The following is a 24,567-nucleotide window of genomic DNA, read 5'->3' on the forward strand; positions in this document are numbered from 1 at the left end:
TTGACACGCCAAATCAGAAGTCTGCACCGCTACGATTCCGGCTCTCCGGCCCTCTCCTCTCTTGCTTTGCGGCTGGAAGGGCTGCATTCGGCGGCCACTGCCTTCCTGAACACCGACCCAAAACGGGCCTTGCAGTTGGCCCGTGAATACAGCGATCTTGCCCAAACCATCGAATCACTTGCCGTGCGGGCCAGCGCTGAACAGTTGTTGGGACATGCCCTGTCTGTGTGCGGAGAACTCCCCGAAGCGTTGACCCGGCTCCGGGCGGCGATTCATCTGTTTCAGGAGATGGCTGACCCGCTCAGACAGGCGGGAGCCGAGGAGTTGGCCGGTAAAGTCTGCCTGAATCTGGGCGAGCTGGACGAGGCCAACCACCTGCTGCAAGGCGCGATCAGCCGAGTCGGCCAGCTTCAGACGGCAGCCGCAAAATCCACTCGTGCCACCGCTCTCAATCATTTGGCGGGGGTTCAGCACAGTCAGGGCAGGGCCGCCGAAGCGTTGGCTTCGTTGCGCCAGGCCCTGAGCATTTGGGAGCAGCAAGGGCAGTTCGTGGGGCAGGTTCACTGCCTGAGCAATATGGGCAACATTCAGACCTGGCTGGGGCAATACCCGGAGGCTGTGGGAAGTCTGTCGCAGGCTTACACCATCTATCAGACCCACCTCAACGATCCCCGCTCAGAGGCCTTCATTCTGCATAACCTTGCGCGTGTACATCACCTGAAAGGGGATCACAGCCTGGCCGTAGAAGTGATGCAATCGGCCTGTCGTTCTGCGGAGAGCAGTCAAGATCATGTGTTGCGAACGGATACCCAGCTCAACTTGGGCACCTTCTACCTTGAACTCGGTCAGTTCCTGGAGGCCCGTACCCACCTGGAAACGGCGCTGAGCCTCAGCCGCCAGACCAGCTACCGCGCCGGAGAAATGTCTACGCTCGATAGCCTCGGCCTGCTGGCAGAACAGACCGGAGCCACGGCCGAAGCTCAGCAGGCGTATCAGCAAGCCCTTGAAATTGCTCTGGAAATTGGTGATCCGCAGGGTGAACTGGAAGCCCGGCTCCACCTCGGCAAGCTGTATCTACTGCAGCGCACAGATGTTTTGGCTCAGGCACAACTGAGTACTGCGCTAGATCTGGCCGTTCAAACCCAGTCTCCCAAAGAGGCGGCAGAAATTCATGACGCTCTGGTGCAACTGTACGAGGCCCAGCAGGATTTTCAGCTGGCCCTGCACCACGCGGCGGCCCTGCGGCGGATCGAGCGCGAATTGTTTAACGCCGAGAGTGACCGGCAGACCCGCAACCTCAGCATCCAGTTTGAAGTCGAGCGTGCCCGCCACGAAGCCACCGTTTACAAACTCCGGACAGAGGTGGAGCACGAGGCCCGTCAAGCCGCTGAACGACTTGTGCAGGAGCGCACCTCTGAGTTGTCCCGCGCCCAGCATGAAGTGGTGACCCGGTTGGCTATGGCCGCAGAATACCGCGACGACACCACTGGGGAGCATACCCGGCGTGTGGGGCGAGCCACCACCCGAATTGCCCGCGCCCTCGGCTGGTCAGAACGGCGGGCAGGCGTGCTCGGCATTGCGGCGCGGCTCCATGACGTGGGCAAAATTGGCATTCCAGACACCGTGCTACTCAAGCCCGGCAAACTCAGTCCAGAGCAGTACACCCAGATGCAGACCCACACCCTGATCGGCGCGCGAATTCTGTCGGGCGGGCGCTCGGAACTGCTGCGTTTGGCAGAAGAAATCGCCCTGACCCATCATGAGCGCTGGGATGGAGGCGGGTATCCACGCGGCCTCAGTGGAGCGCAGATTCCGATGAGTGGCCGGATCGTGGCGATTGCGGATGTCTTCGACGCCCTCACGCAGGCCCGCCCCTACAAACGGGCCTGGACGCTGCAGGAGGCCATTGAAGAAATTCAGCAGCAGTCCGGCGTGCACTTTGATCCCTCAGTGGTAGAGGCTGCGGTGGCGGTCTTGAATGATCCAGAAGCCAACAGTTCAAGCGAGTGGATGAGCTTGGGGGCAAGTCAGGCTTCACCAGACGATCTGCCCTTGTCGCAGGAGGAGGCCACGCCTGTGCTGTCGGTTTTCGAGCAGGTGCTGGTCGAGCGCACCCGCGAGTTGGAGCTGGCCCGGCAACAGGCCGAACACAGCGCCCAAAAAATGCAGCGCATGGCCCTGACCGACAGCCTCACGGGGTTGGCCAACCGCCAGGCCTTCGAGGCCGATCTGGAAGCAGCGATCTCCACGGCCCGTGCTGAAAACACCGGTCTGGCAGTGTTGTCGTTCGATCTCGACGGTCTCAAACTCCTCAATGATTCGCTGGGACACGACAGGGGTGACCACTTCCTCTCCTCATTCGGGCAAAGTTTGGTCGCCGAATTTGAACGGCTAGGTGTGACCTACAGAATCGGGGGTGACGAGTTTGCCGTCATTGCCCCTCAAGCGCCCGACAATCAGACCCTTCAAACACGGATTGACGCTGCCATCGGGCGTGTTCAGGCAGTATGCGCCGTACCGGTAGGGGCAAGTTCCGGTGTCGCCCGTTTTCCAGACGACGCCCGCAGCGGTGGAGACCTGTTGCGGGTCGGTGACCGCCGAATGTATCAAGACAAATTGTGCCGCCGGTCAGGACGCGCAGCTCTGTGATACGGATACCAGCCATTTCGCTATCTTTTGGGAAAGCACGGGAAGCCAACTGCATTCTGGAATTTGTATTTTTCGCTCAGGTCAGATTAAACAGTATTTTCTCAGTACCCGAACCTGGTATGTCAAGTCCACTGAGAAAAGGATCCTCAGAGGGGCTGGGAGGAGGTTATCAACGTGGCTGGCCTGCAATATTCGGTACAACTCCCGAGCCAGGTGAGTCTGGAGCGCGCGGAGTGCCGCCCGTTTCGTTTTTCCCTCTTGCCCCTTCTTCGTGACGAATGTGCTGGTGCGCTCTTCACACCTCAGTCGGGTGAGCACCATCAGGTGAAGCACTGTATTAGTTGCCGATTGCCGCTGACATTCACGCACCAGCGTGGGTTCTTTCCGCTCCCCCGTTCCACTGGGGCAGCGCCGCAATCACTGGCGAAGTGATTGACATGTTCAAACCGCTTGATGTCACCGACTTCAGCGAGTACGGTACCCGCCAGCACCACGCCGATCCCCCGGAGTGTCAACAGGGCGGGGGCAACCTGGGCCACCCATGCTGCCATGGCTTGCTCCAGTTCCTTCAGCGCGGCCTCCAGGGAGGTCAGCACCGCCTGCAGGGTCGTGCGCAGTGAGTCTGTCGTCGTGTCCGGCAGAGCCTCGAGCATCATCTGATTGGCCTTGCGCTGCTGGGCGAGTTTGTCCCGCGTGCGGAACAAGTCCTGCAACCGGGTGCGCTGCTCCGATTCAAGCACTGCCTGGATAACGCACTGAACTCCAACTCCGCCATATTCAGCCAACTGGCATGTCTGGGGGTGAAGACCCATTCAAAGCGGCCCACCAAGCGGTGGGCCGCCTCTGGGGTCATGAACTTGTCGAAGCTGCCCCCATGATGGGTGTTGAGGTTGTCCTGCACGATGGTGAGCTGCTCTGCTTCTGGATAGGCCGCCTCCAGCCTCCACTTCGGCCATGAACGCGGAATACTCCTTGGCGGTGCGCCGCGTGGTCACGTGGACGAAACGCCGTTCCGTCAGCGGTTCCACCGCGAATAACACGCAGCAGCTCCCGAATTTCTCGTACATACAGTCATCTTTGGCGACGTTGCCCGGTTCCACCGGAACCGGGGTGATCAAATCGCCAATCAAAAAACTGGGGCGCTCATCGAAACACAGCACAGGACGCTTCGAATTATAGGGACGAGCATAGACATCAAGCACGCGCTCCATCTCACACAAGAAATTCGCGGTCAGCTTGGCGATACACCATTGGCGTTTTCGGTGCGGCTGGAGCGCGTTTTTTCAGCATACAGAAGACGGTGGACGGCGCAATGCCGTCCACCAACTGCAATTCCACGGCTTTGTCCGCGGTCAGCCGAACGCTCCACTGGGCATGGCCTTCTGGCGCCTGTGTACAAGCCAAGCTGGTGATGGTCGCCCGATCATGCCCATCGAATTTTAGCGGACGCCCCGCGTTCGGTGCGTCCTGCACGGCTGCCGGTATACCGTGTTGAACACACCGTTTCCGAGTAGCTTTAACCGTTGACAGACTGATGTTCAACGCCCGCTGAATCTCCTGATCATCTAGGCCGCGATGCGCCATCAATGAGGTTTGTGCCCGTCGAATCACGCGCTGCTCTTACCCACCCTTGAGAGTTGAGTTTGCGCAAGCTCGTTTGCTCGCGCTATGAATCTCTGGATCTGAACGTCGTTACGTAGCCCAGTCCCCCAAACGCACCCGCGTGATCTGGCAGCCAGGAGACAGTTCTGCCAGCAGCATTTCCAGCGTGTTTCCTGCCCCCTCTAGCTCCTCAGCAGTCATGGGTGGTAGAGCATCGAATAGGAAGTACGCCTCCGTCGTGTCATCTGTCAGTCGGGTGCGGGTGCCCTGCCGCCAGTTCCAGGCCCGGCACGTCACCCCCGCCTCATCCGCCCAGACCACTTCGCCAACCGCAGGATGATCGGTGAAGGGCACGCCATCCTTGTTCGTCTCGAACAGCTCCGTGCCGTCCGCCACTTTCAAGGTCACCAGTCCCACCACCTGGGCGAGATCCTCACCGCCGCACGGCACGACAAAACGCACGCTCACGGCGTTGTAGACGTCTGCCAGACAGTTGATGGCAGGCAATTCACCGCCCTTCATGACCCGGGTGATCAGCGCCTCGGCAGAATTCATCATCTTCTTGGGCTTGACCCCAAAGGCACGGAAGGCGTCCTGCCAGGCCGCCAGGTGCGGGTGTTCAGCAGGGGGCGTGTTCGCAAACATCTGACGCACCTGGAGTTCCGCTTCCCGCAGCACCGCCCTGCTGCGGTCAGTGCTGGGGCCGTTGGTGAGGCCAGTGGCGCGCAGCACCAGGCCACGGTAGGTCGGGAAGCGCTCAGCAATAGCTGGGCTGATTTGAAGCAAGTCAGTCATCAGTCGTTCTCCTGAAAAGCACCAAGAAGTCGGGAGGGACAGCCCATCACTTGCGTTGTTGCCAGTGGGGCGAGGCGGTGTTGTTCTGGGCCGGCCACCGGTCACTCAACCCAGGCAGGTGGCCCTGTTTGCCCGTGATGTTCTCTGGCGTGATGGCATACACGAGGGTTCCACCGATGCGCGGGAGCGAATCTTTTTCCCGGCCCCAAGAGTCTTCCGGAGCGTACTTGTCCATAAAGGCCCGGTAAAAGCGCACCTTCTCGTCCACGTCCTCCACGATCCGAATCCGCCCGAAGACGATCACCGACCGGTACGAGACGGACGTATCACATTCGATGTGCCCGTACGGGAAAATCTCACCGGGCTCGTCCACTTCGAAGCTCACCTGGTCGTGAAAGCGGACGTTCGTCAGGAAATGCCCTTCGTAGCGTGCGGTATGCAGGTATACCTGTCCATCCTGCCAGGTGAACAGATTGGGAACGACATAGGGATACCCGTCCGGGCCGAGGGTCCCGGTGCGGCCACAGAAGGCGGCGGCGAGAAACGCTTCGGCCTCTTCAGAGGTCATGGCTTTGTCCTGGCGTTTGAGCTGTCCCCGTGGAGTGCTGTCAGTCATCATGGTCTCCTAGAGAGGTTGAGGGAGTCGGTTCGGCTCGGGCAATCAAGGTTGTGCTCGCTCTGGGTCTGGTCGACCCAGATGGAGTTCGTTTCGGCACCGTCTGCGGATGAGCCGACGTGCCCCACCGGGTGACGAGGACAGCTGCGCCTAAGATCAAGCCGCCGCCCAGCAGCGTGAGCGCGCCGGGCCGTTCATGCAACACCAGCACCCCCAGGAGCGCACCTACCAAGGGTTCGAGATTCACGAAGACGCCTGCGAAAGACGCGGAGGTGCGTGAGACGCCCCAGTTCCAGAGCACGAGGGTCAGGGCAGTACAACCGATCCCCAATCCAGCCAACGCTGCCCACACAGTGGGCGCGAGGTGGAGGTCAAGGCGACCCGACAGGAGGGCAAAGGGGAAGGTCAAGAAGGTTCCCGCTGTCAGCGTCCAGGCTGCCGTGATCACTGGCCCGTAGGAACGGACAAGGCGTTGGCTGAGCAGCAGTCCGCCGACGGCTGCGAAGGTAGAGGCGAACACCAGACTGTCTCCTAGCACCGTGCGTCCTGGGCCCGGTGACCCCACAATCAGGGCTACACCGAGGGTAGAGGTGGCAATGGCTGCCCACCCCAAACGGGACAGACGTTCTCCGGCGAATCGCCAAGCCCCCAGGGCCAGCAGGGGTGCCAAGACGCCGAGGATCAAGGCGGCGCTTGACGCACTGGTGTGCGCGAGACCGCCCACTTGCAGCAGGTAGGTGGCGGGCACTTGCAGCAGGCCCGTGAGGACGAACAGCGGCACATCGCGCCGCTGAGGGAAACGGAGCTTGGCAAGCGCGAAAGGCAGGAGCGTCAGAGCGGCGAAAGTGAAACGCAGCAGCACCACGTGAGCCACAGGAAGAACATCGAGCGTGACCTTCCCCAGCAAGAACGTCGTTCCCCACAGCCCATTGGCCAGTGCTAAAGCCAGGATCGGCAGCGCCGCGCTGGTGGTCACTCTCTCAGCTCGGTGCTCGGTTCAGCCAGAGCAGCCAGAGCAGCACCGCTCAGCCCATAGTCAATCCAGATAGGATTGGCCTGAGCACCCAGCCGTTCGTAAAACCGTTGCCCAGCGGTATTCCAGTTGGCCACCGTCCAGCGAACCGATCCGCAACCCCGTGCGGCGGCTTCTCGGGCTGCGGCACGCATTAGCCCCTCCCCGATCTGCTGCCCACGGGCAGCCTCTGTCACGTACAGCTCTTTGATGTACAGCGTGGGTTTGGCCGTGGCCGTGAAAGGCACCAGGTAGAACACCAGCATCCCTACCAGGTTACCGCCCTGTTCGGCCACGAGGGCAGAGAAGTCAGGCGGATCTTTGCGAAAGCCTTGCTCCCGCAGGACATGTTCGTCCACTGCAAAAACATCAAGGTAATGTTCAAATTCAGCCAGTGCCCGCATCAGAGGCAGCAGGTGTGGAATGTCCTGTTCAGTGGCCAGGCGGATGATGGGGGTCATACCGAGTATCCTGACGGCTCAGTGGTCTGACGGGAAGGACCAATTGGGGAGGAAAATGACAAACCATTTGCCCGTTCGGTTGCGGGAGAGCACGGTGGATCTGCCTTTGTCCTTGGAGCGGGCCAGAAACCTGCCCCTAGCACCACAACTGGTGGCGCAGCTCCGCGCCGCCATTTTGAGTGGGCAAGTCCAGCCAGGCACTCGCCTGCCCAGTACCCGCACGCTGGCCCAGGTGCTGGGCATCAGCCGGGGAGCTGTCGTTACAGCTTACGACGATCTGTTGGCGGCGGGCTATCTGGTCGGCCGCGTCGGGGCAGGCACCTACGTCAGTGCAGACGTGCCGGTCATCCAGGCCGCGAGCCCAGGAGCCAGTGCCGCTGAAGGGGTGCCTCGCTGGCTGCGCGGTTCACCGACAACCCCGGACGTAACCGCGTCAGGCACCGGTGAGGACGTCATCGACTTCCGGGTGGGACAGCCAGCAGTAGCCAAACTCTCGGACGCGGCCTGGAAGCGGGCCTGGCGCCGGGTGGCGGAGGAGGCACTGCCCGGTGCGTATGCAGACGCGGCAGGGGATCCGGAGTTGCGGGCCGAGGTCGCCGCCTATCTGGGACGTTCCCGGGGGCTGCTGTGCCGCGCAGAGGATGTGGTGATCACCAATGGAACCATTCAGGGGCTGCACCTGGTCGCGCGGGCCGTCCTCGCGCCTGGGGACACGGTCGCTTTTGAGGAGCCGGGCTATCGCCTGGCTCGGCAGGTACTGCGCGAGCGGGGCGCCCAGATCTTGCCGGTGCCCGTGGACGACGACGGCCTGCGGGTGGCTGAGCTCCCCATCGGCGACGGCGCGCCGCCCTTGGTCTACACGACCCCCTCGCACCAGTTTCCCCTGGGGAGTCGCCTGTCGCTCCCCCGGCGCCACGCCCTGTTGGCCTGGGCACGGGAGCAGGACAGCCTGATCGTGGAAGATGATTACGACGGCGAGTTCCGCTACGACACCGCCCCCTTACCCGCGCTGGCCTCCCTCGATCCTCACCGCGTGGTGTACTTGGGCACCTTCTCTAAAGTGCTGTCCCCAGCCCTGCGGGTGGGATACATCGTGGGGCCAGCTGTGCTGCGCGAGCGGTTGATTGATCTGAAGACCATCGCCGACTACCACACGTCCTGGCCGGTGCAGCGGGCCCTGACCTTCTTCCTGCGCTCAGGGGATTTAGAACGGCATCTGGGACGGATGCGGCGGGTGTATGCCCGCAAGCGAGAACTGCTGGTGCGCGAATTGGCCGGAGCACAGTCTGTAGCGCGGGTGGGTGGCCTAGAAGCGGGCTTCCACGTTCACCTGGAACTGGACGAGCGCCTGAATGCAGCGGAAATCGTGCGCCTGGCAGCAGAGCAGGGTGTGCGCGTCAGTGTGCTCTCGCCCTTCTATGTCTCGAACACCGCACCGGGCGGGTTGCTTCTGGGCTACGGCGGGCTGGAGCCTGCACACATTGTGCGGGGCACTCGGGTGCTGGTCGAGGTGCTGAACCGCTTGGCCGTTCCCTCTTAAGCATTCCGGCGGCGCTACCACCACGCCCCGTGGCATCGGTAGAGGGCGTGTGCTTCGCCTGCACCCAGCAACCTTCAAGACCTAACGGACTGGTTGTGTTGCCTTAATGGGCTTAAGGTAGGCTAACCCGCCGTGACCGACGCCAAGCCTTACCGCTACCGGTTCCCCATGACCATTGTCCAGCACGCCCAGAAAGCTGTACCACCGCTTTCCTTTGAGTGACCGTGACGTGCAGGAATTGCTGCACCAGCGCGGCCCAACAGGTGAGTCACGAGACGCTCCGCGAATGGTGCATCAAATTCGGACCCCTCTTCGCTGAAGACCTGCGCCAGCGGGAACCCCGACGGGGTTCCCGCTGGCATCTCGACGAGCTGTGTCCGACTGTGGACGGCGTTCGACACGGGCTGTGGAGGGCCGTGGACGAGCACGGTGTCGTGCAGGGCATTCTCCTCCAGCGGCATCAGGACACCGAAGCCGCAAAGACCTTCCTGACCCGGCTGCTGGGTGAAGATGATGTCCCAGAGGTCATCCATACCGATCAGCTCCGCAGCTCCGGGGCCGCGATCCGAGAGCTATTCAGCCTGATCAACGTCGACCATCAGCAGGTGATCTCCACGGCCCAGTGCAATAACCTCACCCTCCAATCCCACCGGCCCACACGGCGACGAGAGCAAAGTCAGCAAGGATTCAGACGGCGAAAACGCGCTCAAGAATTCCTAAGTTTACATGCCCGAATGACCAATTTTCACCATCATTCCTGCACCAGCGTCACCGCCGCCACCCGGAGAAATAATCAGAACACAGCGTTCCAGACTTGGTCAACCGTTGCGGCAAGGGCGATCTAAAGTTCAGACTATTCCTGCCCTTGTCTTGCCGTGACGCCAGTTAAGGCAACACAACCAGTTAAACTTCTCGACCCAAGCTCGGAAGATCTGTCAAATAACGCGTGTAATGGCTATGGACGCTGGATGAGGGCCTATGGCAACAAGGGCACTCCACTTGAAGCTGTGTTGATTTGGCCTGAATAACCACTGCTGACTGATCGGGGTCACAACAAACGGCAGTCACTTCCAAGTCGTCACCGCCCAACAGCACGGCGCCTAGCGCCACAGGTTGAGTCATAGGGCTTCAGAAAACCATATTCAGCCCATCTGCACCAAAAGCGTGCAAGAACCACAAAGGCCTTGCAATATCACAATTGCAAGAGCCATTGTCCGCCCTGACACTGGTGAAGACGACCTTTCAGGCCTTAAAGGAGGTGACTGGGTGCCTCCGGTCAATTCATCTCTCTGACGAAGACAGCAATCGTAGACTTTAGCCAGTTGTGCCAACTCACTTGGCTTAGCATAACGATGAGAATCGTAAGAATCTTGTCGGAGCTGTACCCTCAAACTGGAACGAGAAGATCCGTTCTTCATAAGTGTTCAGTCCGCCCTACACCGACATCTTTTGGGCCAATCGTTTCAGCAAGTGGACGAGCAAGCGGAACTGAAGTATCTCAAGGAGTGAGATGGTTTGCGCCCTGCTGAATGAATTTTGGGTGGTCAGAAAGAGGCTGAACACTGTGCAATTGCAGTGTCGCCCAGCCGATCTAAGGAGTCCTGAAGAGAGCTACCTTCAAACTGTCCTTACTGCCTTGAGCGGTCTGTACAAGTGCTGGGGAGCAAGGAAGGGGAGGGGAGAGCGGCCTCCCCCTCCTGCGGTATTTGAACCCGTCTTGCTGAGAACAGGGGGACGAGATCTGCAAGGGAAGGACTGCGGCTGGCGCAGCCTTGGGCGGGTGTACCACCTGCGAAGTACTCACGCCTGGGGGCTACCCCACCAGTGGCAAGCTTTGAGGATTCAAGAACAGTTCACCGAGCTCCAACACCACGTGCCACGCCAAGCAACCGTTTCAGTGTGTGACAAGTTGCCAAGCCTCTTCGGGCACTTCAGTTCACCCATGACAGCCCATGCCTAAAGCCCTTATCCGGCCGACCATCACGGTAGATATGAGGCAAGGCAACATCCTTGAGGCAGATCAGGCGGTTTCGGTCTTGCTGCGCCCCCTAGATATCAGCAGCATGCGTTTCACTGCCCTCTGTTTGCCCCAGAAAGCCAAACGTCGATGGAGTCAACTGCTTGCTGCACAACCGGGGCAGACCATCACGGTAGAGTGGCAGGCTGGATTCCAAGCTGACCTGATGGTTCAGTTGACCCGGTTAGACATCAGCAGTCCCGTTCATACACGCCGTTTTGCCGTGCATGCCCTGACGCCGGACGAACAGCAGGATGCCGCGCTCCACACTGTCGCTGAACAGGTCATGGCGTTGGTAAGCAATTTGGTGCTGTTCTTAGACGCGGAGAATTGCATCACGTATGTCAGTCGAAGCGTGACCCAGTACCTAGGGTATGAGGCACTAGCACTGTTGGGACAATCCATTTTCCACTTGTTTGACGAGACACAAGGCCGTCAGCTTCAGCAGCAGCTTCGATCCCCTCAAGTTCAACCCCACCAGACCTATCCAATTCAGCACCACGACGGGTCTGTGAGGCTGTTGGAAGTGACTTGGTCAGACCTGTTGGATGATCCTTTGGTCAAGAGCGTCATTGTGGTGGCCCGGGACGTGACGGATACCTCTCAGGTTCAAGCCTTGTTGAGCAGTCAACACGCGTTTTACGAAGCGATTTTGGAGGATTTGCCGACCCAGGTGGCAGTTCTGGATGCCCGGGGCCGGTACCTGTATGTTAATCCAGCAGCCATCCGTAATCCTCAGATACGAACCGGCATTCTCGGTCTCACCGATGAGGAGTACTGCCAGTGGCGGGGTCATGACCCCGCCATTGCACAGCAGCGTCGAACACACTTTCAGGCGGCGGCACAAAGCCGCAGCAAGGTTAGTTGGTCTGAAGTAATGTACGACAAGGCTGGACACTCCCAGTATCATCAGCGTCATTACCTGCCCACCTTTGATTCCTCTGGAGAACTTACCCGCATGATTGGCTACGGCCAGGACGAAACACCACGCCAACGGCAGTTGGAGCTGCAGATCCGTCAAACACGCATCCTCGCTCTTTCGACCCAGAATGCCCCACTGTCTGATGTCCTTGGGGAGGTGCAGGCCGCCTTAGAGCACCATTATCCCCAGTCCTATGCTGAACTGTCTCTGGGTGGGTCAGCTCCTGCAGAGGTCAACGTGCTTGGAAACCACTGGATTGCCCTTCAAGGAGAGCAGGGACATCCGGTCGGGGGGCTGTATCTTCAGGGAGTTTTTGAACCCCCTCAAGAGGTTCAGCGTGTTCTGGCTTACCTTGCCCAGGTGGCGGGCCTGGTCATTGAGCGGGCGCAGTCGTTGGCGCGGCTCAAACGGCTCGCCTACGAAGATCCGCTCACGGGACTCCCCAACCGTGCCGCACTCAGTCAAAAGCTGACAGACCATATTGCTCTAGGACGTCCATGGACTGTGGTGGTGCTCAATCTCGCTCGCTTTCGCCAGATCAATGACCGCTACGGTTACTTGGTGGGTGATGAGGTGCTGCGGCAAGTGGCTCAGCGCCTCCTCGCCTGTCTTCCCCCTGCCGGCTCGGCCGCACGGTTGGGAAGCAATACCTTTGCCCTGCTGCTGCCCCTGGTCACCACAGCGTCCACCCTAGAAGCGCTGACCAGCTCGCTCGCTCAACCACTCTTGGTTCAACAGCATGCGTTGTATGTGGACATCCATGTCGGCGTCCGACCTTGGCTCTCCGGTTTTAGTACGGCCGAAACCTTACTGCAGCAGGCGGAACACACCATGCGCCGGGCCCAGCACTTGGGGCAGTCCGTCTCTCACTACGACGCTCAAACGTATGTCGTGGAGTTGACGCAAGATGCCCTCGAAACTGAACTTCACCAGGCTGTCGAGGCTCAGCAACTTACTCTGGCCTTCCAACCGTTGGTGCATCCCCAGACGCGACGGCTACACAGTATGGAGGTGCTGCTGCGGTGGGATCACCCACAGCGGGGGATGATTTCACCAAGCGTGTTTATTGTGCTTGCGGAACAGAGCAGTCTGATTCTCCGGCTCGGACGTTGGGTGCTGCATCAAGCCTGCCTGGAGGCCGCACGCTGGCCCGGTGGCCCACTCCGAATCAATGTCAATGTATCGGCCCATCAGGTGGAACAAGCAGAATTCGCCCAGGAGGTGGAAGAAATACTGCAGCTGACCGGTTTGCCCTCAGGGTACCTAGAGTTAGAGATCACAGAGGGCGTGCTGATGCGGGCCAACCGGACAGTCACCAACGTGCTCAACCAGTTACATGCTCTTGGCGTTCGGCTGGCCTTAGATGATTACGGAACAGGGTACGCCAATCTGGCTTACCTCAAACGCTTTCCATTGGACGTCCTGAAAATTGACCGCAGTTTCGTCCAAGGCCTGGGAGCCGACGTCGCCGACCAGCGCGATTTGGCCATTGTTCGTTCCACCATTGCCCTCGCCCATGAATTAGGTCTGTCTGTAGTGGCCGAAGGTATCGAACGTGCCGAACAGCTTTCCCTCATCGCAGCGTTGGGATGTGACTTGGCGCAGGGCTACTTGTTCTCTGCCGCATTACCGTTGCCTCAGGCGCAGGAGTGGGCAATACAGGGCCCGGACTCACCCGAGCTCTGAAGCCCGCGATCCTGAAGAGAACCGCTCCAGTAGTCATCGACAGTGCAAAGCCGGTAGTCGCACCTATGCCCAAGCTGGCGAGCTCCGCGCTCAGGAGTATCTCGAAGTGGGCTTGAGTTGGTTTCGCACATGGCTGGTTAAGCCACCTGAGCTTGGCGTTCAAACTCCTGTGGTGTCAAGTAGTCTATTGGTACTCCGTTGACTCTCGAGAAAAATGCCCTTGTGGACGGTGTTTAGGTGACATAGCGCGAGAGGGGCTGCCCTTGTGCCACAGATCTGAGCAACGCGAGCAGCGTCTTGGGTGGCTCAGCTGTTGTGAAGGCACCCCACGCTTGCCAGATCCAGACGAAGGGTTCCAAATAACAGCGCACGCGGCGAAGAGCGGCGCTCCAGGTCAGCGGCGGCTGAGCTGCTGCTGACGGCGGTTCATGTCCATCGCCGTGCGGCTCTGTCGTGGGATCGTCATGCGTGGGTTGTGTGGTTGACCAATACAAGAAACAGAATGCGATGCAGACGAGGTTCCAATGACGGCGGAGGGCCAGGTCTGAGCGTGCCTGACAGTGTGTCCAGCCCAAATGCTGCTTGACCTCGCGGTAGGCCTGTTCAATTCGAGGACGCCGAGCATACAGCAGGGCGATCTCCAAAAGGGACGCTGGCGGCGTCTTGGCCTGCCACACCACGGTGTCCTGCTCACTCTCGCGGAGATTGGAAATCAGATATTCCGTGCGATCTTCTGGCAACTCCACCGGATCCGGCGTGACGACAATCCGCCGAAAAGTTTGGTGCGGCCCGAAGGGGCCGCACTGTCGTTCGGCGACCCATTTGATCTCTTGATGTCCATTGGCATACGTGCGCACGAGAGGTTGCCAAGCCGCGCACGCAGCGCCAGCTCCAGGGCGCTCCCGGGTTGATCTGCAGGCCACCACGTATGGGATGCGGGCAGGGCCAACACGAAGGGAATGTGCTGACGGATCAGGTGGGTCTGGAAGACCTCATTACGCCCGTAGAAACTGTCTGCGATCACCGCCCGATACGGCCAATCGAATCGAACCGCGTCAATCAGGTCAAGCGCAAGTTGGGGTTTCGTTTTGAATGCGGGATCACTGGTTTTCCGTTCAAAATGATGCGCTGGTGTATACGGCACGAATTTCAAGGGGACAGAGGCGTTTGGCGTGTCATACAGCACATGGACGGTCACGATTCCCGAATCGACCTTGCCCAAACTCCCCAAATATTGCTGACCCACATGCGCGGTGTGCGTGCCGTATCTCCGGTCGCCTGTCTCGTCAATCACCAGCACCGCGCCGTCACACGGCGCAGTGCTGACAAGGCTTCGCAGCATGGCTAACCGCGCCTCATTCAACCTTTCTCGAGAAAAGACCTTGCGTGTCGAGCAGTCAGGAAGCACGCTAAAGCCATGACAGCGCCTACGTTGTCCAAGAAGCTGTGGCGGTTGTGTTGCCTTGATCGGCCCCAAGGCAGATGGAGGGCAGGGATGACCTGAGGTTCAGGTCATCCCTGCAGCGGTCGCTGCCCACGTCTGGAACGCTCATCTCTGGTTGATTCGTCTGGTCGTGGCGGAAACGCCCCTTTGAGGAAGGTGGAGGTTCAGAGGTTCGACCGTGCCAGTGAAGGAATTCCTGCGCTCGTTTCCTCCGCTCCAATCCCTGTTGTTGGCGTTCCTGACGCCGTGTCGGTCGGTGAGATTGCTCAATCATGTTGTTACCGTGTGCCGTAGAGATCACCTGGTGGTCGACGTTCATCCGGCTAGGGAGCTCCCGGATCGCCGCCCTGTATGAATGACCTCAGGGACGTCATATTTCCCCAGGAGCCTGGCCGGGAAGGTCTTTGCGGCTTCAGTGTCGCGGTGCCGCTGAAGGAGGGCACCCTGCACGAATCCGTGCTCATCGACCGCCCTCCAGAGCAAGTGGCGGACGCCATCGACGGTCGTACACACCTCAATCAGAGGCTAGCGGGAACCCCGACGGGGTTCCCGCTGGCGCAGTTCTTCTGCCAACAACGGCCCACACTTGATGCACCATTCGCGGAGGGTCTCGTGGCTGACCTGTTGGGCCGCGCTGGTGGAGTCATTCCTGAACGTCTCGGTCGCTCAAGCGAAAACGGTGGGAGAGCCAAACGGCGTGCTGGATCATCGTCACCTTGAATCGGTGACGGTAGGGTTTTGGGTCAGTCACAGCGGGTCAGCCTCCCCCGATCCGGTGAAGGAAACACAACTGTTTCGGGTGAATGTGGTTATCCCCCGCAGAACCCCCAACCCTAAATGGGGGGATGACTTACCTGAACAGAACCCTCCAGGGTCGATGTGGCGTATTGAATAACCCGGTTGCGGCCTTGCCGCTTGGCCCGATACAGCGACTGGTCAGCCCGGGCGAAGATGTCCACCACCAGATCTTCGGGAGTCAGCACCACCAGGTGCGGCAAACTCGCGGTGCCGATGCTCACCGTCACGCTAATGCTTTGACCGTTCCAGCGGAGCGGCAAGTCCTCTATGGCTGCTCGCAGGCGCTCGGCAATGATCAAGGCGCCCGCCTCCGACGTATGCGGCAACAAGACCGCCAGTTCTTCGCCGCCGTAACGCCCGGCCACATCCGAACGGCGCAGCTGCTGCTGGATACAGCTACCCAACGCGGCCAGCACATAGTCACCTGCCAGGTGACCGTACGTGTCATTCACCGACTTAAAATGATCGAGATCCAGCAGCAGCACACTGGTGGAAAACTCATGCCGGGCCGCCAGCTGAATTGTTTCCTCCAGCCGCACCAACCACGCGCGTTTGTTCACCAGCCCCGTCAGATCATCCACGGTCGCCAAGCTGTAGAGCCGAGCGTTTTCGATGGCTACCGCGGCCTGAGCGGCAAAGATTTCGAGCAGGTGCAGGTCACCACTACCCTGCACCGGGTTGTCGACCATAACCACGCCCAGCGTGCGCTCTCCCGCCTTCAGCGGCAAGATCACCTGCGAGCCGAGGTGGGCCTGACCACTGTCGAGCGCGGCGCGGATCAGGGTTTGTTCCTCCGGCGTCAACACCGTCCAATCGGTGTGGCCAAAGCGGCCCGTGCCGATCCGGAGGGTCAACTCCTGGAGTTCGGGAGTGAACAGGGCGCCGCTGAGAGTCGGCACGGCCCCTTCTGGCGTCAAGGTGGCGAGCATGGCACTGGTAAAGCCCAGCAGGCCCTGAATCTGCAGCAAAATGCCGAGCAGCAAATCGTCCAGGGGTTGCAAACGGTGCAATTCCGGCGTGGCTTTCAGGATGTACTCCAGACCGCTGCGCGAAGCGTGCAGCGCCCGAACATGCTTGTAGGTTTTCAGGGCCGCGTCCACCCAGACCAGCAGCTTGTCAGGACCTTCAGACTTATCGTGATAGCCCTGAATGTCTAAGTCGCGCAGCATTTGCCGGGGGAGCTTTTCCGAAGCATAACCGGTCTGCAGAACAATCTGGACTTTGGAATCGAAGGTGCGCACGTGCTTGACCACCTCTTCACCGGTCATGCCCGGCATAAAGTAATCGAGCAGCATGATATGGATGTCACGTCCACGGCACAGCTCTAGGGCCTGTCCACCACTGGCTGCAGACAAGACCTCATGTCCATCGACTTCGAGCAGGCGGCAGAGGGTGGCGCGCAGATCGTCGTCGTCGTCGACCACCAGCACGGTATGCCCGGAAGGTGGAATGGTGGTGCGTAATCTGGCCATAGATGCCTCCGTAGGCCGATACGCTAGTGTGCCAGCCATTACAAGGACATGACCAATCCTTTCTGCCCGGGCACAACATGCCCGGTTCGGCAGCACACCTGCAAAACCAGATCTCCCCACCCGGACTCATAAGACGGCTGTGTTGCCTTCACTTAGCTTACGGCCCAGGGATGGCCTGAGGATCAGGCCATCCCTACCGCAACCCTTCCCCTGTCTGGAATGCATGCTTCTGATTGCTTCTTCTGATGGGGCGGAAACGCCCCTTCGGGAGGGATGGTGACGATTCTCAGTTCGGGCGTGCAGACTCAGACATTCCTGTGCGCGTTTTCGCCGCCCCAATCCTTGCTGACGTCGCTCGTGTCGCCGTGTTGAACGATGTTCTTGCTCAACCATGTGGTTGCATCCGGCGTCACGAATCACCTCTTGGTGGTCAACGTTCACCCGGCTCGGAACCTCTTGAATTGCGGCTCCCTCGCTCCGCAGCCCATCCGTATGAATGACCTCCGAGACAGCGTCTTCACCCAGCAACCTCGTCAGAACGGTTTGTGCAGCGTCGGTAGAGCGGTGGCGTTGAAGGAAGGAAGCCTGCACGAAGCCGTGCTCGTCCACGGCCCTCCAGAGCCAGGGGCGAATCCCATCAGCGGTGGTACAGACCTCATCCAGAGGCCACCCCGAACCCCGTCGGGTTCGGGGTGACGTAGTTCCTCTGCAAAGAGGGGTCCGAACTTGATGCACCACTTGCGGAGGGTCTCATGACTGACCTGTTGGGCCACGGTGGTGGGTGAATTCTTGAATGTCCCGGTCACTGAGCGGAAAGCGGTGGGAGCGCCAAACCGCGTACTGCCTGATGGCCATCGGGAACCGATGACGATATGGTTTTGGGTCAGTCCTGGAGAGTCAGCCTACCCCAACCCAGTGAAGGCAACACAATCCCTTGAGGTTCTCCCAGAACATGCCAAAAAGCGGCCGGTGCCTCGGAAGGACGCCGGCTGCTCTTTACTTGGGTTTACATCCCACGTTTCATCAACCAGACGCGGAAGTCATACATTTCTTTGGCCTGGGCCGTCACGATATTGCGGGCCAACGGCAACATCTTCGAGTTGGGCGTCTTTTGCAGGGCCATATTGGCCATCTCAATGGCCGAAGCGTGGTGCGGCAGCATGCCTTCAACAAAGGCCATGTCCGGGTTCTTGGCTTTCTTGACCATGTCCGCCATGCCAGCCATGCCTTTCATCATGCTGGCCGCCATCATCGCGTCTTTCCCGCCGTAGGTCTTGAGCAGGGCATTCATCTCGTTGATCTCGCGGTTCTGATCTCTGATGACCGCATTGGCCCACACTTTGACGGTGGCGTCTTTGCTGACCGGCAAAACGGCCCGGGCCATATCAACGGCTGCCTGGTGGTGGGGCACCATCATGCTGAGAAAGGCCCGGTCAAACGCCTTGCCACTCAGTTTCCCCAGTCCACTCATGTCCATGGCGCCCATGGCCATACCCGCCATCGGTGCTTGGGTTTTCGCCGGCGTGGCGCCCATCTGGCTATGATCCATCCCACCCATCGTGTTTTGAGCAAAGGCGTACACGCCGAGGCCTAAGGCCGCAGTCACGATCACAACAGGAATGCTTTTCATGCCGGAACTCTAGAGGGGCCCTGTTAACTTCGTGTAAAGACAGACGCTTCTGAAGTGTTCCTGAACGGCGTCCTTCAACCCCGAGCTCGATGGCAGCGTCCGAAAGAAAAAAAACGAGACAGACCTCCTCCCCCCCTGAGAGGCGAGTGTGGACGTCGGGCTCTGAACTTCAATACCACGCCATCGGATTGATCGTCTGACCGTTCTGGATCACCCGGTAGTCCAGATGCGGGCCCGTGCTATTGCCGGTGCTCCCCACCCGGGCAATGACGTCCCCCATCTGTACTTGCGCGCCCACCCGGGCCAGATTGGCACTGTTGTGACTGTAGCGGGTCTTCAGCCCCCCGCCATGGTCAATGACGATGGTCCAGCCCCACCCGGTGCGGCCATCAAACCGGCTTTCTATGACCACACCGCTGCGCGCTGCCCGGATCAGTGTGCCGGTAGGAGCGGCGATGTCCAGACCTTCGTGACCCGTGCGGTAAGGCGTGGTCAACCGGCCCTGCACAGGCATCACGGCAGTGACCCGGATCCCCGTCGACTGGGTGCGGAGCACCGGAGAGGCCGAGCGGCGAATCAGGACTGTGACCGGAGGAAGATTCAGCTTCTGTCCGATCTGCAGGGCGCGGCGCGGATCAACTCGGGGATTGACCGTCAAGAGGGCAGTCACAGTCATCCCCTTTTGCCGGGCGATGCCGCTCAACGTATCGCCTGCTTTCACCACCACGCTGCCTGCCGCCCCTGAAGAACCAGGCACCCGCAGCACGGTACCGACCTGAAGCAGGCGTGGATTCAAACAAGGATTAAGTTGCAAGAGCGCTCGAGAAGTGATGCCCGGCCGGTTGGTCAGTTCAGTCAATTTGTCGCTTGGGCGCACCTGAAGCGTGGCTGCCCCAGCAAAAGCAATCGTCGTCATCAATACAGCGGCGAAGGTACGAATCAGCATGGATAACGGCGAGCTAACAAACTTGTGTAAAGATTGTATGAAACTCTGCCGTTGGGCAGGAAAAGCAGGAGCAGTCGGGCTTCAGGGACACCCGGTGGCCAGATCCTCAAGCGACTTGCTGAGAAGAGGGCTGGAGTGGTGTGGGCGGAATTGAAAGAACAGGATAACCCAGCTGTCAGGAGAAACCTTGGAGGCTGCAGCACTGCAAAGCGGCTCTCCACCTCTGGTGGAGAGCCGCAGAGACTATGAATGTCTCAGAGCGTCGTTGGAGTCAGGCCGTCGCGCAGGGTCACCAACAACTCCTCCGCCCGCTCGTAGCCAGGACGCAGGTAGACCATCGCAAAGGTCGTCCAGTCCTGCACGGCGGCCACTTCCTGTTCGCCGTCTTGCAGCTTGAGGTGAGGATAGACGCCATACTCCACGAAGCAGTCAAAGTCGCGGGCAATCTCTTCTAAGGCCAGTGTATTGGCGTCCGTCCAGGTCAGGGTATGGGGCAGGGCGAAACAAGGCTTGCCGCAACTGCCGCCCAACCCGATGAGGGGCAATCCGGCTACCTCATGCTGAATCTGGCGCTGCCGGGTGCGCTCCAAGAACGCGGCACGGTCACGGGCGAGGGCTTTGCTGGGCAGTTTCTGGGCAGCGAGCCAGGGGCCGACGGTGAGCTTGGTCATGGGAATCTCCGGGAAAGGTTAAGAATGAGCGGGAAGGGTGGTGATGGCCACCTTGCTGGTGGGGGGCGGGACTGGGGGTTTAAAGCCCCGTAACCTGAGGGCGTTGCTGAGCACGAAGACGCTCGATATCCCCATGGCGGCGGCGGCTAGGACTGGACTCAGGAGCCAGCCGAACGCCGGATACAGCACGCCTGCAGCGACTGGAATCAGGATGATGTTGTAGGCAAAGGCCCAGAACAGGTTCAGGCGAATATTGCGCAGGGTGGCGCGGGACAGGGCCACCGCATTCGGGACGCCGCGCAGGTCGCCGCTCATCAGGATCACGTCGGCGGTCTCTACCGCCACGTCGGTTCCCGTACCGATAGCCAAGCCCACATCCGCCTGCGCTAAGGCGGGTGCGTCGTTGATGCCGTCACCCACGAAAGCCACCGAGTGCCCTTTGGATTGCAGCTCTTTAATAGCGTCACTTTTCCCGCTCGGCAAGACTTCGGCCAGCACCTCGTCAATGCCCAGTTGACGGGCAATCGCCTGCGCGGTGCGGGCATTGTCGCCCGTGATCATGGCGACCCGGAGGCCCTGCTGGTGGAGGGCCTGTACCGCTTCCAGACTGCCCGCTTTGATGGGATCGGCCACCGCGATCAAGGCGGCGAGTCGGCCATCAATGGCGGCGTAGAGCGGGCTTTTGCCTTCGTCACCCAATCTGCGGGCTTCTGCAGCAAAAGGACTGACATCCAGACCCAACTGCGCCATATAGCGATCCGCTCCCACATGCACGCGATGGCCTTCTACGCCTGCATCCAACCCAAACCCCGGGACTGCTTCGGCCTGCTCGGCGGCCATGACCGCAATCCCTTCCCGCTTGGCCGCGTCCACGATGGCGCGGGCGATAGGGTGTTCGGATTGGTCTTCGGCGGCGGCCACCAGTTTCAGCACCGACACACGCTCGAAGCCCGGAGCCAACACGAAGTCGGTCAGTTCGGGTTTGCCTTTGGTCAGGGTGCCTGTTTTGTCCATCGCCACGACCTTCACGCCCTGCAAGCCTTCCAGCGCTGTGCCGCTGCGGAACAACACGCCCAGTTCGGCGGCTTTGCCGGTGCCCACCATCACGCTGGTCGGGGTGGCTAGACCCATGGCACAGGGACAGGCGATGATCAACACGGCGACCGTATTCACCAGGGCAAAGCTAAGGGCTTGCTCACCGCCGAAGATCAGCCAGACCAGGAAGGTCAGCGCGGCGATGCCCAGTACCACCGGAACAAAGACAGCGACGACCGCATCGGCGAGGCCCTGAATGGGTGGTTTGGAGCCCTGGGCACGTTCCACCAACTGGATGATCTGGGCCAATGCCGTATCTGCCCCGATCTTGGTCGCTCTGAACTGCAACGCACCATTCTGATTGATGGTGCCGCCCACGACTGCTGCACCCACTTGCTTGGCGACAGGAATAGGTTCTCCAGTGATCATGCTCTCGTCCACGTAAGACTGTCCACCCGTCACCTCGCCGTCCACCGGAAGCTTTTCACCGGGGCGCACCGAGATTAGGTCACCCAGCAGGACTTCATCCACTGGAAGCTCGAGTTCCTGACCACCACGCAGGACGCGGGCTGTTTTGGCCTGCAGGCCCAGCAGCTTTTTCATGGCCTCGCTGGAACGGCCTTTAGCCAGCGCCTCAAAATATTTGCCGAGCAAAATGAGGCTGATCACCACAGCCGAGGCTTCGTAGTACACGTGTGCCGTCCCCGCGGGGAAAATCTGAGGCACCAGCGTGACCAAGAGAGAATAGAAAAATGCTGCACTGGTGCCGATCATGACCAGGGCGTTCATGTCCGGCGAGCGGTTTTTGATGGCCTTCCAGCCCAGGCGGTAAAAACGCAGGCCAGGGCCGAACTGTACTGGCAGGGCCAGGGCCAGCATGACCCAGTTCAGCGTGCGCTCGGTGGTCCAGCCCATCAGCCACATGTGCGCGGGCATGTACAGCATGGGGATCATCGCCAGCAACAGGAGAGGGACAGCGAATACCGCGCTGAGGGTCACGGCGCGGCGCAGGCCTTGAACCTCCTTCTCACGGGCCTCGCGTTCCTGATCACTGCGGTCTTGGCCTGCTTCCGTGTCCAGCACCTCGTAGCCCGAAGCCCGCACCGCTGCTTTCAGTTGCCCGGCACTCACGCTGGATGGCAAGTACGTTACGCTGGCTCGCTCGGTCGCGAGGTTCACGCTCGCGCTCAGCACGCCGTCGACTTTGGTCAGCGCCCGTTCCACACGTCCCACACAGTTGGCACAGGTCATCCCCTGCACACTCAGGTCTATCTGGCTGACCAAGGGCTCATAGCCTACATCCTTGACCTTGGCGATTAAGGCCTGCGGCGTGGTCAGCGCCGGATCGTAGGTCACGGTGGCCCGCTCGGTGGCGAGGTTCACTGCCGCACTCTCCACCCCCTCCACCTTACCCAGGCCCCGTTCCACCCGGCCCACGCAACTGGCACAGGTCATCCCCTGCACGCCCAACTCAATGGTTTTACTCACAGTGTCTCCCTATCCCCCTCTGGGGGGTACAGACGAAGCATAGACCAGTATTTTTCTTTTTTCAAGCTCCAACACCTCAATCTGTTCAATTAAGGCTTTTCAGAGGAGATTGATTCTTGACACCCCCCTACAGAGGGTCTAGACTACATGCATGACGAAGCAGACCATTGAACTGACGGTATCGGGCATGACCTGCGGACATTGCGAAAAAGCAGTGCAAGGGGCCTTAAAAAGTGTGCCTGGCGTGCAGGACGTACGCGTAGACCTCAAAGGTGGGACAGCGACCGTGCATGGTGACGCTGATGCACAGGCCCTGATCGCAGCCGTGACCGAAGAGGGCTACCTTGCCCAAGTCCGCGCTTAAGGTGACGACGCCTCACGTGCACAGCCATCTGTGCATGCCCGAAGACGCCCGTAAACGTGCGGCGCGGCGACTGAAGATCGCACGAGGCCACCTGGACAGCATCGTCACCATGCTGGACAAAGAAGATGCATACTGCGTGGACGTCTTGCGTCAACTCAAAGCCGTGCAGGGGGCCTTGTCGGGAGCTGGAGAAGTGGTCTTGCGCGGGCACCTTGAAGCTCACGTCGCTACAGCGTCGACCCGCGGTGACAGCGTCGAAATTGTGGAAGAACTGATGGAAGCCCTGAAATACACTTAAACAGTAGGAAGAACCGCAGGGGGTGAGCTTGAAGCTCATCTCCTGTCATCATTGTTGCGAAGTTGAGTTCCCATTGCTGCCCCAAAGATCAACCAGCTGGTGCGGCCACATCTGGTTTATCTAAAGATGGGGAGGGTAAAGACCATATGGGTGGCGTTACCCCTGCCGTGGAGTACAAACTGAGCGGTGACGACTGCGGAATTTGGAGTTCGTGTAAGCAAACCGATTGACAACTTGAGGGAGGGATGCCAATAACCTTTCGAGCAGCGAGTTGAATTGTTGTTCCTGCTGCGCGATCAGTTCTGACAGGTAGGCGTTTAGGACATCCAATTGAATTGCTGAAGCATACGTGCGGCGGGGATCTTGTCGGGTATGCGGCTGGAGCTTCGGCGTGAAGGTCGGACTGAGCCACAAGTTCTTGTGCTGAAACACCGCGTACGGCACGCCTTCAATCTCCTCAATGAGCAGGTGCCCGCGCCAGGAATGCTCGTACAATCGTCCGTTGATCTCCTGCAAGAACACCAGGGCGTGATCACCCGCTGCCAGTCCCACCTGCCCCCAGTGTGTGGGGCAGCCGACAAAGGTGATCACCTGTCCCAACATCTTCCCCTTCACGCCGTGCCGCGCCGTGAAGACGGCGGTGAACCTCGCCGTGATGTCTTGCCGATGTACGTTCAGGACTTCCAAGGTCACCAGGTCATGCTGACGGAGCATCTCCGCCAGGAACGGTAGAGCGTCCGGAGCCTGCGGTTCAGCATTGCCAGGAAGAACATCCATGTCTGGAAGTGTAGGTGAAGTTCCCCTTGGTTCCGCGCAGAACACAGCACCCCGTCACCTCGCCTGTGACGGGGTGCTGGAGCACCATGAAACGATGACAGTGCCCTATCGCCATTGAAGTGGCCTGGCCGTCCTGATGAAGGGATGCGTCGCCCTGCATAGTCATGGCCTTACTTTATTGATACCGGTAGAAATTGAAGTTGCCTTCAGTTCAAGACGGCACGCCAGGACACATCCAGCACAAGAGCTGACTTGATCCCACGACTCAGATGTACACCTGCATCACTAGTGGAACCCCGTTGCCTTGCTGCCTCAGTGTGTCTATCAGCCGTGTTCCTGGGAAT

The 24,567-nt window shown here is 59.8% G+C and carries 20 protein-coding genes and 4 pseudogenes; 6 read left to right on the plus strand and 18 right to left on the minus strand.

The window, feature by feature from the left end; all coding sequences use genetic code 11:
- Entirely contained in the window at positions 1-2,649 is a 2,649-nt protein-coding gene (locus tag M1R55_RS17240) for an HD domain-containing phosphohydrolase (protein WP_249394772.1), read from the plus strand.
- A 320-nt stretch (positions 2,650-2,969) separates the two neighbouring features.
- Here M1R55_RS17240 and M1R55_RS17245 read toward each other — a convergent pair whose 3' ends face one another.
- From M1R55_RS17245 to M1R55_RS17270, 8 genes and pseudogenes are all read right to left on the minus strand, one after another.
- Positions 2,970-3,305, minus strand: a complete 336-nt coding sequence (locus tag M1R55_RS17245) for a transposase (RefSeq protein WP_371827246.1) — start codon at positions 3,303-3,305, stop codon at positions 2,970-2,972.
- Positions 3,302-3,550: a transposase gene (locus tag M1R55_RS32190; protein ID WP_371827240.1), complete on the minus strand. Its 249-nt coding sequence runs from the start codon at positions 3,548-3,550 to the stop codon at positions 3,302-3,304. The genes M1R55_RS17245 and M1R55_RS32190 overlap by 4 nt, the downstream gene beginning before the upstream one ends.
- Before the next feature lie 311 nt (positions 3,551-3,861).
- A complete protein-coding gene (locus tag M1R55_RS17250; RefSeq protein WP_249394774.1) occupies positions 3,862-4,122 on the minus strand; it encodes a hypothetical protein in 261 nt (86 codons plus the stop codon).
- 63 nt (positions 4,123-4,185) lie between these two features.
- Positions 4,186-4,233, minus strand: a pseudogene (locus M1R55_RS32195) (hypothetical protein); the annotation flags it as partial.
- Positions 4,234-4,341: 108 nt separating this feature from the next.
- Positions 4,342-5,046 (minus strand): B3/4 domain-containing protein, encoded by a 705-nt coding sequence (locus M1R55_RS17255; protein WP_249394775.1) that lies wholly within the window; start codon positions 5,044-5,046, stop codon positions 4,342-4,344.
- Between the two features lie 46 nt (positions 5,047-5,092).
- Complete coding sequence (locus M1R55_RS17260) at positions 5,093-5,662, minus strand: pyridoxamine 5'-phosphate oxidase family protein (RefSeq protein WP_249394776.1); 570 nt, start codon at positions 5,660-5,662, stop codon at positions 5,093-5,095.
- Positions 5,655-6,638, minus strand: coding sequence for a DMT family transporter (locus M1R55_RS17265; RefSeq protein WP_249394777.1), 984 nt, complete (start codon positions 6,636-6,638; stop codon positions 5,655-5,657). Before M1R55_RS17265 ends, M1R55_RS17260 begins: the two co-directional genes overlap by 8 nt.
- Positions 6,635-7,135: a GNAT family N-acetyltransferase gene (locus M1R55_RS17270; RefSeq protein WP_249394778.1), complete on the minus strand. Its 501-nt coding sequence runs from the start codon at positions 7,133-7,135 to the stop codon at positions 6,635-6,637. Before M1R55_RS17270 ends, M1R55_RS17265 begins: the two co-directional genes overlap by 4 nt.
- A gap of 55 nt (positions 7,136-7,190) precedes the next feature.
- Here M1R55_RS17270 and M1R55_RS17275 point away from each other — a divergent pair, with 55 nt between their 5' ends.
- From M1R55_RS17275 to M1R55_RS17285, 3 genes and pseudogenes are all read left to right on the plus strand, one after another.
- Positions 7,191-8,675 (plus strand): PLP-dependent aminotransferase family protein, encoded by a 1,485-nt coding sequence (locus M1R55_RS17275; protein WP_249394779.1) that lies wholly within the window; start codon positions 7,191-7,193, stop codon positions 8,673-8,675.
- 132 nt (positions 8,676-8,807) lie between these two features.
- Positions 8,808-9,520: pseudogene (locus M1R55_RS17280) on the plus strand (IS6 family transposase).
- A 1,107-nt stretch (positions 9,521-10,627) separates the two neighbouring features.
- On the plus strand, positions 10,628-13,300 hold the full coding sequence (locus M1R55_RS17285) for an EAL domain-containing protein (protein WP_249394780.1): 2,673 nt from the start codon (positions 10,628-10,630) through the stop codon (positions 13,298-13,300).
- Between the two features lie 233 nt (positions 13,301-13,533).
- Here the strand turns inward: M1R55_RS17285 and M1R55_RS17290 are convergent, their stop codons facing one another.
- The 9 genes and pseudogenes from M1R55_RS17290 to M1R55_RS17330 all read right to left on the minus strand — a co-directional run bounded on the left by M1R55_RS17290 (position 13,534) and on the right by M1R55_RS17330 (position 22,784).
- Positions 13,534-14,040, minus strand: coding sequence for a transposase (locus tag M1R55_RS17290; RefSeq protein ID WP_249394781.1), 507 nt, complete (start codon positions 14,038-14,040; stop codon positions 13,534-13,536).
- Positions 14,013-14,642 carry a transposase gene (locus tag M1R55_RS17295; protein WP_249394782.1) on the minus strand — a complete coding sequence of 210 codons (630 nt, stop codon included), beginning with the start codon at positions 14,640-14,642 and terminating at the stop codon, positions 14,013-14,015. Before M1R55_RS17295 ends, M1R55_RS17290 begins: the two co-directional genes overlap by 28 nt.
- Positions 14,643-14,849: 207 nt before the next feature.
- Positions 14,850-15,495, minus strand: a pseudogene (locus tag M1R55_RS17300) (IS6 family transposase).
- Positions 15,496-15,577: 82 nt separating this feature from the next.
- Positions 15,578-17,014, minus strand: coding sequence for a diguanylate cyclase (locus M1R55_RS17305; RefSeq protein WP_249394783.1), 1,437 nt, complete (start codon positions 17,012-17,014; stop codon positions 15,578-15,580).
- A gap of 193 nt (positions 17,015-17,207) precedes the next feature.
- Positions 17,208-17,869, minus strand: a pseudogene (locus M1R55_RS17310) (IS6 family transposase).
- 151 nt (positions 17,870-18,020) lie between these two features.
- A complete protein-coding gene (locus M1R55_RS17315) occupies positions 18,021-18,644 on the minus strand; it encodes a DUF305 domain-containing protein (protein WP_249394784.1) in 624 nt (207 codons plus the stop codon).
- Between the two features lie 169 nt (positions 18,645-18,813).
- A complete protein-coding gene (locus tag M1R55_RS17320; protein ID WP_249394785.1) occupies positions 18,814-19,590 on the minus strand; it encodes a peptidoglycan DD-metalloendopeptidase family protein in 777 nt (258 codons plus the stop codon).
- A 254-nt stretch (positions 19,591-19,844) separates the two neighbouring features.
- A complete protein-coding gene (locus M1R55_RS17325) occupies positions 19,845-20,261 on the minus strand; it encodes a hypothetical protein (RefSeq protein WP_249394786.1) in 417 nt (138 codons plus the stop codon).
- An 18-nt stretch (positions 20,262-20,279) separates the two neighbouring features.
- Entirely contained in the window at positions 20,280-22,784 is a 2,505-nt protein-coding gene (locus M1R55_RS17330) for a heavy metal translocating P-type ATPase (RefSeq protein ID WP_249394787.1), read from the minus strand.
- A gap of 151 nt (positions 22,785-22,935) precedes the next feature.
- Here M1R55_RS17330 and M1R55_RS17335 point away from each other — a divergent pair, with 151 nt between their 5' ends.
- Together M1R55_RS17335 and M1R55_RS17340 are read left to right on the plus strand one after the other, a co-directional pair.
- A complete protein-coding gene (locus M1R55_RS17335; RefSeq protein WP_249394788.1) occupies positions 22,936-23,148 on the plus strand; it encodes a heavy-metal-associated domain-containing protein in 213 nt (70 codons plus the stop codon).
- A 34-nt stretch (positions 23,149-23,182) separates the two neighbouring features.
- Positions 23,183-23,446 carry a metal-sensitive transcriptional regulator gene (locus M1R55_RS17340; RefSeq protein ID WP_019009372.1) on the plus strand — a complete coding sequence of 88 codons (264 nt, stop codon included), beginning with the start codon at positions 23,183-23,185 and terminating at the stop codon, positions 23,444-23,446.
- Between the two features lie 156 nt (positions 23,447-23,602).
- Here the strand turns inward: M1R55_RS17340 and M1R55_RS17345 are convergent, their stop codons facing one another.
- Entirely contained in the window at positions 23,603-24,223 is a 621-nt protein-coding gene (locus tag M1R55_RS17345; protein WP_249394789.1) for a hypothetical protein, read from the minus strand.
- Positions 24,224-24,567 lie beyond the last annotated feature (344 nt).

It is taken from the genome of Deinococcus sp. QL22 (assembly GCF_023370075.1).
GTDB lineage: Bacteria > Deinococcota > Deinococci > Deinococcales > Deinococcaceae > Deinococcus.